This is a genomic window from Paraburkholderia sp. EG286B (genome assembly GCF_040965655.1).
Lineage (GTDB): Bacteria > Pseudomonadota > Gammaproteobacteria > Burkholderiales > Burkholderiaceae > Paraburkholderia.
In genome coordinates, this window is record NZ_JBFRCF010000031.1 from 63,113 (window position 1) to 70,747 (window position 7,635).

The window sequence follows — 7,635 nt, forward strand, 5'->3', positions numbered from 1 at the left end:
ACGGAAAAAAGATCATGGATGCCTACGAGCAGATCCGCGACATCAGCCAGGGTGTGGTCCAGAACGACCGGCTGCTGAAACTCGATACCCCGCTGGGCAAGGATGTGCTGCTGCCACTGCGTGCGGTCGGCCAGTCGAGGGTCGGTCGCGATTACGGCTTTACGGTCGACATGGTGTCGACTTCCCGGCAGATCGAACTCAAGCAGTTGATCGCCCAGCCCGTCACGCTCTGGATCCGCCAGAACGATAAAACGTACCAGCCGCATCACGGTTACGTGCATACAGCGCGCCGGCTTGGGGCCGATGGGGGGCTTGTTCACACGCAGCTCGAATTCGCCTCATGGTTACACTTCCTGCGCTTTCGCAAGGATGCCCGTATCTGGCAGGACAGGACAGTACAGGACATCCTCGCCGATGTGTTCAATGCACATCCGCAGGCGCGAGGCCGGTTCCGCTTCAACCTCTACGGGCAACTTAAGACACCGCTCGCTCCGCGCTCGTTCTGCATGCAGTACGAGGACGACTGGACCTTTGTGCACCGACTCCTCGAGGCCGAGGGCCTCTGGGGCTACTTCGAGCAGGCGGAGGATGGACAGTCGCATACGCTGGTCATCACGGACTACAACTACTTCGCGAGCGAGCTCAAGCCCGGCCAGATTCACTTCTCGCGCTCGGCGATTGACGCCGAGGTTGACGGTTTCTCGCAATGGTCGGGTACGCGCACGCTTCAGAGTGTGCGCTATACGAGTGTCACCGGGGACTACAAGGCGCCCCTGAGCAGCAAGACCCAGAGCAAGAACACCGTGCCCAATCAGGGTGATCTGCCTGACCAGACCGAGGTCTACGAATACACCGGGAAATACACGTGGCTGGACAACAACCGGGGCGACCACCTGGCAACGCTGCGCATGGAGGAGTTCGAGTCGCGCGCCAAGCGGTTCCATGGTGCAGGCAGTGTCCGCCGTATGGACGCAGGCCGATATTTTGAACTCGTAGATCACCCCGACCATGAGAAGGACGCGCATCAGCAGCGCCAGTTCCTCGCCATCGAGGTGCAGTGGTTTATCGAGAACAACCTGCCCGCTGGCAACACGCGACCGTTTCCGGGGAGCCTGGAGGGCGAAGTCGCGCAGATGCGCGAGAGCTACCAGGGCGAGGCGTCGGAGGATGACACGCCGCGGGCACCACGGAAAACAGCGGCAGGGGCGAGCGACGGCTTCTTTCTGACGCAGGTCGAGGCGCAGCGCATGAGCGTGCCGTACCGCAGCCCGTTCGAGCACAAAAAGCCGCAGATGCAGATCCAGACGGCGACCGTCACCGGCCCGTCGGGCGCGGAGGTCTACACCGATCCGCTGAACCGGATCAAGGCTCGCTTCGAGTGGGATCGCCTGAACCCGGGCGACGAAAAATCCTCGTGCTGGCTGCGGGTGGCGATGTCGGACACGGGCGGCGGCTACGGTGGCGTGCATGTGCCCCGTGTGGGCGAAGAAATTCTCGTGGACTGGGTGAACGGGGATTGTGACCGGCCTATTGTGACGGGCCGCGTTTACAACGGTTCGGCGACGCCGAACTGGCACTCGAACGGAATACTGTCGGGCTACCGCTCGAAGGAGTATGGCGGCGGCAGTGGCTATAACCAGATGGTGCTGGACGACGCAACGGCCCAGAACCGCATGCAACTCTACTCGACAAGTGCGAATTCCCAGCTTCATTTAGGGTATCTGATCGCGCAGAACGACAATACGCGCGGTGCGTATCTGGGCAGTGGCTTTGACCTGAAGTCGGATGCGTATGGCGCGATCCGTGCGGGCCAGGGGCTGTATGTCTCGAGCCATCCCGCAAGCGTGGCCCAGCCGATGAACGTGACGGCAGCAAGCGAGCAGCTCACGAGCGCCGAAAGTGTGACCGATCTGGCGTCCCAGGCAAGTACCGCAAACCAGGCGGAGAGCCTGCAGGACGGTCTGGATGCCCTGAAAAAGTTCACCGATGCGACGCAGTATAGCGTGGCAGGCAGCAGCGGTAGCGGCGGCAACACGGGCGGAGGCGGAACCGGCAACGCCAACGGATTTTCGACGCCGATCATGCTGTTCGCGAGTCCATCGGGCGTCGGGATGTCGACGCAGGATTCGGCGCACATTACGGCAAACCAGCAGGTCAACATTGTGAGCGGGAAGAACACGCATGTGGCCACCGGCCAGTCGCTGATTGCCAGCGTGATGGAGAAGATCAGCCTGTTTGCCCGGAACGCCGGGATCAAGCTGTTCGCCGCGAAGGGCAAGGTTGAGATCCAGGCGCAAAGCGACGAGATGAAGCTTGCCGCACAGAACGATGTGACGGTCACGAGCTCGAATGGCAAGGTCGTGATCTCGGCGGACAAGGAAATCTGGATCGGCGCGGGCGGCTCTTATATCAAGATTACGCCCGACCTGATCGAGAATGGGTCGAGCGGAAAGATCATCGAGCGCGCTGCGTCGTGGAGCAAGCAGGGTGCGTCGTCCATGCGGTTGCCTGCACCGCTCGCAAGCGTCCCGAAGGGCTGCGCCTGGAAAACGGCTGCCGCGTCGGCGGATAGCGCATCAAGTGTCCCGCTGGAGTAACCGCAATGGATCATCCGAATACCCCAAGCCCTGCGCAGCAGGGAGATGGCGGTTCCGGGGAAGAAGTCGTCAATGCGGCCCTCGATGTCCTGCGTGCGTATTTCAGCAAGAATCCGGAGATGCACTGCTTCCTGGCCGTCGATCCGGCACAACGGGATCTGACTGGCGAAGAACGCTCTGGCCCGGACGCCGCCGCCTCGCGTGCGGTGGTGGAAATCGATCACGACGGGTTTCCGGAGGCGCATCAACCTTACCTGATTGAGCTGGACCTCGCGACGCCGACGGGTATGACGCTTTTGAAAGAGAGCGTCCGGCTGGCGCACGAAGACAGACGTCCGGAATCGATGGCTGCGGGACTGGGGCAGCGCATTGGTGGATGGCTCGCGAGTTCTGCGTCGCTTGCCGAGGTGGCTGCGCACTGGTCCGGCCACGCGCTGCAATACGACGATCAGGGTCACGCATGCGTGCTGCGTTTCTACGACGCGCGCGCGCTCAGCCTGATCTGGCCGATGCTGAGCGGGCGACAGCAGCAGGCATTGCTGGGGCCAGTCAAGGTCTGGCATGCACTTGATGCGAGTGCGAGGCCACGCGTCTACAGCCAGACTGGTGAATCAAACCGGGAACTGGCGCTGACCGCTGCTCAATGGCAGCAGATTCATCGTCATGGCCCGATCAACCGGGCGCTCGCACTGCATGCGGTGGCGAAGGGGCGTCAGCCCAAGCCATCGGACATCGAAACGGCCGTTGCCGCTGCGGAGCGGGCGGAAAGATATGGCCTTGCCGACCGGAACGACCACATCGCTTTTATTGGTCACGCGCTGGCATGGCATCCACAGTTCGATCTGTATCCGAAGGTGCTGAGTGTCCTGGGCAACATGGCGCCGGATGATTTTTATACCGCAGGCATCAGCGAACTGACGCAGGCCGATATTGCGGACATCCGCAGTGGCGCGTGGTATGACCGGCTGACCCCGCCCACGCTCCGCTAAAGCCCGCTTTTGGCACAGTCTGAATCAGATACGTAGGGAAATGTATGGCAGCCAAACCGAAGTGTGACAATTGCGAGAAAACCGGCCTGGCGATCCTGCCTGTGCGATACACGGTCCTGCCCAATGACGTGAAAGCCCAAATGCCGGGCGGCCTGAGCGGGGAGCGCGTGACGGGTGTCGGCTTGACGGATCATCACTACGGCGTGCGCACGTTACGCGAGGGCTGGATCTATCTCTTCTACGAAGTGGGTGCGCGAGGTAGCCAGTACTGGGAGGTCTACAAGGTGACTGCGGACGGTCGTCTCTGGAAGCACGACCTGGCGTCGCCGGCATCTCCGACGCTGTCCGGCGAAACCAGGACCGATCCGGCCTGCGCACAATGCGCCATCGCCGTACCGATGGATATCATCGCCATCGAGCAACCGAAGAAGTGTACCGGGAAGGTCTACATCGCATTTTCCGAACATGCATGGCACGCCGAAGTCTTCAATCACTACAAGACGAATGCGAAGCTGCGCACGGCGCGGATGCAGTACATTGAGCCGTCGAAGTGGATCCAGGGGGGCGCGGATGCCCACGGGCATGCCATTGCGGCGACTGAATCTGCCATCGACGCTGTACTTGAATACATGCCGGCGTTCGATCCGAAGCAGTTCAGCCTGCCCGACGACAAGCAGCCGTTCAGCACGGATAAGGGCGACTACAAGGACGACTGGCTGAAGCTGAAAGTCACGCGCTATCCCCTTTTCATCCGGCAGGCCTCGCCGCTCTCGACGAGCCAGGCGCTTGTAAAACTGATGCAGCAGGTCGGTACAGACGCTTCCGGGTCATCCCATCCGCCAATGCTGCTTGCGCTCTGGGACAGTATCGGCAACGTCCACGAACTCAACGGGTTCCGCAGCGATCCTGTGTCATGGCTTGACCGTTACGTGGCGACCGAGCGCACGCTGCAGGTCGGGGCGCAGCATGATGTTGACGCGGCGAAAGCGATCGTCCAGTCGCGCAATGAGGAGCGGGTCAAGGGGCAGGATACCGTCATGAATCCCCTCGCCAGCCCGGACGCGCCGGCGATGCTGGCAAAGCAGCGTGCCCAGGCACTGGCCGGTGCCGACCCGGCGCGGGCTGCGCAGATCAACGCGTTCTACGACGACCAGGCCTGGATGGCAGCTAACAATACGCCGCCCAGTTACCAGCGACGGCTCAACGTGATTGGAATCAGTTCCTCGGCCACCAATCCTAATTCAAGCGCACCCTATACCGGTGCGTATCGCGACGAGGTCATGTCGGAGGCCCGTGCGTATGCACAGAAGAAGGGCGGGCAGCATGCCCGCGATCTTCAATCGCAGATTGATTCCTCGACGGCCTATGAGTGGTCGAAATACGCGGCGCGACTCAGGGCGAAGGATCTCGATCATTTCCGCGACCAGTACCAGAAACTCCGGACGTCCGTCCATGACCTGCAGGAAACCCGGAGCGCAGACGTTGGGGCCTGGCTGCAGGCGCAGCTACTGTTCGACACGCTGGAGGACTACGGGTCCACTGACCTCAATGATGCGGCCGCGTTCGAGATCGTCGTCACCGACGCAACGGCGGGATTGGGTAGTACGCACACGGGGAAGAAGATTCTCGATACGCTCGTCGCGCAGTGGAATCCCGTCGAGCTTCCGAGTCTCATCTGGCGCGTCTTCGCGATGAACCAGATGGACGCGCGTCAGGAGCTTGCGGAATATCTGAAGACCGCGCAGGCGAAAAAGGATACACCGCTGGCTGCGCCTGCGGGCCAGGCAGCAGGCGGACATAGCCCCGGTGTCGATGCCGTGATCAGTGCATCCGGCACGCTCGCCAAACTGAACGGTTACTACAGCAAGCTCGCGTCGCTGGCAACTCAAAGCGATCCGGCAAAGATCACACCAGCAGGCAACGCGCTCAAACGTCTTCATGCCGACACGTTCGTGATGAGCGTCGGGGATGCGATCTATCGAAAATTCCGGATTAACCAGATGGGTGATTTCGTCGGTGAGAAACTCATCCAGACGCTTTTACTCAAACGCGCCGGCGTGTCCAACACCGATGCGATTGCGCTGGTGCGCAAGCAGGCCGATCTCGAACTGATGAGTCGCGAGGAAAAACTCTCGCGTGTACGCGCTGCGGTTCCCTTCCTGCGCGCGGGTGCTTCCGCGAAAACACCGCCGGCCACGAAGGAGCTGTACGACACGTGGCATCAGATGGCGCAAACCGAAGACGGCGTGAAGTCATTGCGAGCGGCCCGGATTGGTGTCGTAGCAATGCTGCTGGAGTCGGTCAACTTCTACAAGCTCATGACGGGTGCCAAGGACGATGATACCAACAAGAAACTGGTGCAGTCCGGCGTCTCCCTGCTCTCATCTATGATCACGATCACGATGACACCGTATTACGCGGCGCTGAAGAACTCGAATCGCACGCGGGCGTGGAAATTTGTCGGAGGCGGGTTGGGCGCGATTGGAGCTTCGATTAGCCTATGGATGGATGCAGCAAAAACCCGCGATAGCGTATCAAAACATCAGTTTGACGCATCATTTATTTACGGTCTTAAAGCAGTAGCGGATTTCGGAATTACGGGGGCCGTCGTGATCGACACCATCAGCACGTCAGCCCCGTTGCTCAAGACGATTGCAAGACGGTATGGCACGGAAGCGGTGATTGCCGCCGTCGAGACCGTAACGGAGAGGGCGGTCGCCTGGGCGGTTCTAAGAGGGATCGGCATGCTGCTGGGATGGGAGGCGGCGATCGGTCTGATCGTGCTCCAGGCCGCTGCGGACTGGCTCACGCCTACCGCCCTTGAGACATGGTGCTCGGAATGCGCCTTTGGAACGGGCCGCACATCGTTCTTCCGCGTCAAGGACTACAGTGTGAAGCTCTATACGGACCCGGCCGAGCAGGAGAAGGACTATGTCTCAGCCATGACCCAGTCGATATGAAAAATCAGGAATCGAAGCAATCCACTGTTCTTTTGTCAGGCACGATCTCGGAACTGAAACGTTCGCGCCGCACTCGTGATTTCGTTCTGACTCAGGTTCAGCATCGACAGATCGATGCGACTGCCGTGGCTGCGTCGCTGATGGGAAGCGGAGCCATCGGCATTGGCCTGATCAGTATGGCAGGCAATTCGGAAGAGGAAGCGGACTGGGTGCAGTTCAATCTGGACGGCAAACAGGTCGAGGGCTGGCTATGGATGATGCCCATGCTTAACGGTGATTCTGTTGAGGTCGCAGCAGAACAGATTGGCGAGAACCGGTACGTCGCCTATGCAGTCAGGCGCAAGGAAGACGGCTTGCTGGCGATTTATCCACATGCTACGGCAGGACGGAGTGCGCATTTCCGGAAATCGGCTAAGGCGTGGCTATACTGGACAATTGCTAGTTATTTGATGTTGATGACAGTTTTTCTTGTCCAGGGAGGCGTTGAGACCTTTCAGAAAGACGGTATGCAAGTCTTTGCTTGGGCATTTATTCCATTTTTGATGGTTTTTACTGGAATCATTGCCTTGAGGGTCTCGTGGAAGCTCATGGGTTTTGTCAGGATGGCTGAACTGATTTTCTCGACGTTTGGGTGGAGCAACATAAAGGACATCGATCTCCGCAAGATTTCCCGGAAGAATCGTCTGGGCGACACATCCGCGAAATTCGGAAACCTCTATTTCAGATACAAGGAATAGCTGATTTCGGTATCCTGCTATATGAGAAACCAAGATTTGGGCCAATCTACGGTCGTTCTGTCAGGGACGATCTCGGAGCTGAAACGTTCGCGCCGGACTCGTGATTTCGTTTTGACGCAGGTTCAGCATCGACAGATCGGTGCGACTGCCGTGGCTGCGTCGCTGATGGGAAGCGGAGCCATCGGCATTGGCCTGATCAGTATGGCAGGTAGTTCGGAAGAGGAGGCGGACTGGGTGCAGTTCAATCTGGACGGCAAACAGGTCGAGGGCTGGCTATGGATGATGCCCATGCTTAACGGTGATTCTGTTGAGGTCGCAGCAGAACAGATTGGCGAGAACCGGTACGTCGCCT

5 protein-coding genes are annotated in these 7,635 nt (G+C 59.7%); all 5 read left to right on the top strand.

What is annotated here, in order from left to right:
- The first annotated feature begins 14 nt into the window (after nucleotides 1–14).
- Nucleotides 15–2,597 carry a type VI secretion system Vgr family protein gene (locus AB4Y42_RS38360; protein ID WP_368697168.1) on the top strand — a complete coding sequence of 861 codons (2,583 nt, stop codon included), beginning with the start codon at nucleotides 15–17 and terminating at the stop codon, nucleotides 2,595–2,597.
- Nucleotides 2,598–2,602: 5 nt separating this feature from the next.
- Complete coding sequence (locus tag AB4Y42_RS38365) at nucleotides 2,603–3,586, top strand: DUF4123 domain-containing protein (RefSeq protein WP_368697169.1); 984 nt, start codon at nucleotides 2,603–2,605, stop codon at nucleotides 3,584–3,586.
- 44 nt (nucleotides 3,587–3,630) lie between these two features.
- On the top strand, nucleotides 3,631–6,546 hold the full coding sequence (locus tag AB4Y42_RS38370) for a T6SS effector BTH_I2691 family protein (protein ID WP_368697170.1): 2,916 nt from the start codon (nucleotides 3,631–3,633) through the stop codon (nucleotides 6,544–6,546).
- The gene (locus tag AB4Y42_RS38375; protein ID WP_368697171.1) at nucleotides 6,543–7,283 is read left to right on the top strand and encodes a putative type VI secretion system effector; all 741 of its coding nucleotides are present in this window, start codon (nucleotides 6,543–6,545) and stop codon (nucleotides 7,281–7,283) included. Before AB4Y42_RS38370 ends, AB4Y42_RS38375 begins: the two co-directional genes overlap by 4 nt.
- 21 nt (nucleotides 7,284–7,304) lie before the next feature.
- A partial coding sequence (locus AB4Y42_RS38380; protein WP_368697172.1) for a putative type VI secretion system effector occupies nucleotides 7,305–7,635 on the top strand: 331 nt, incomplete at its 3' end.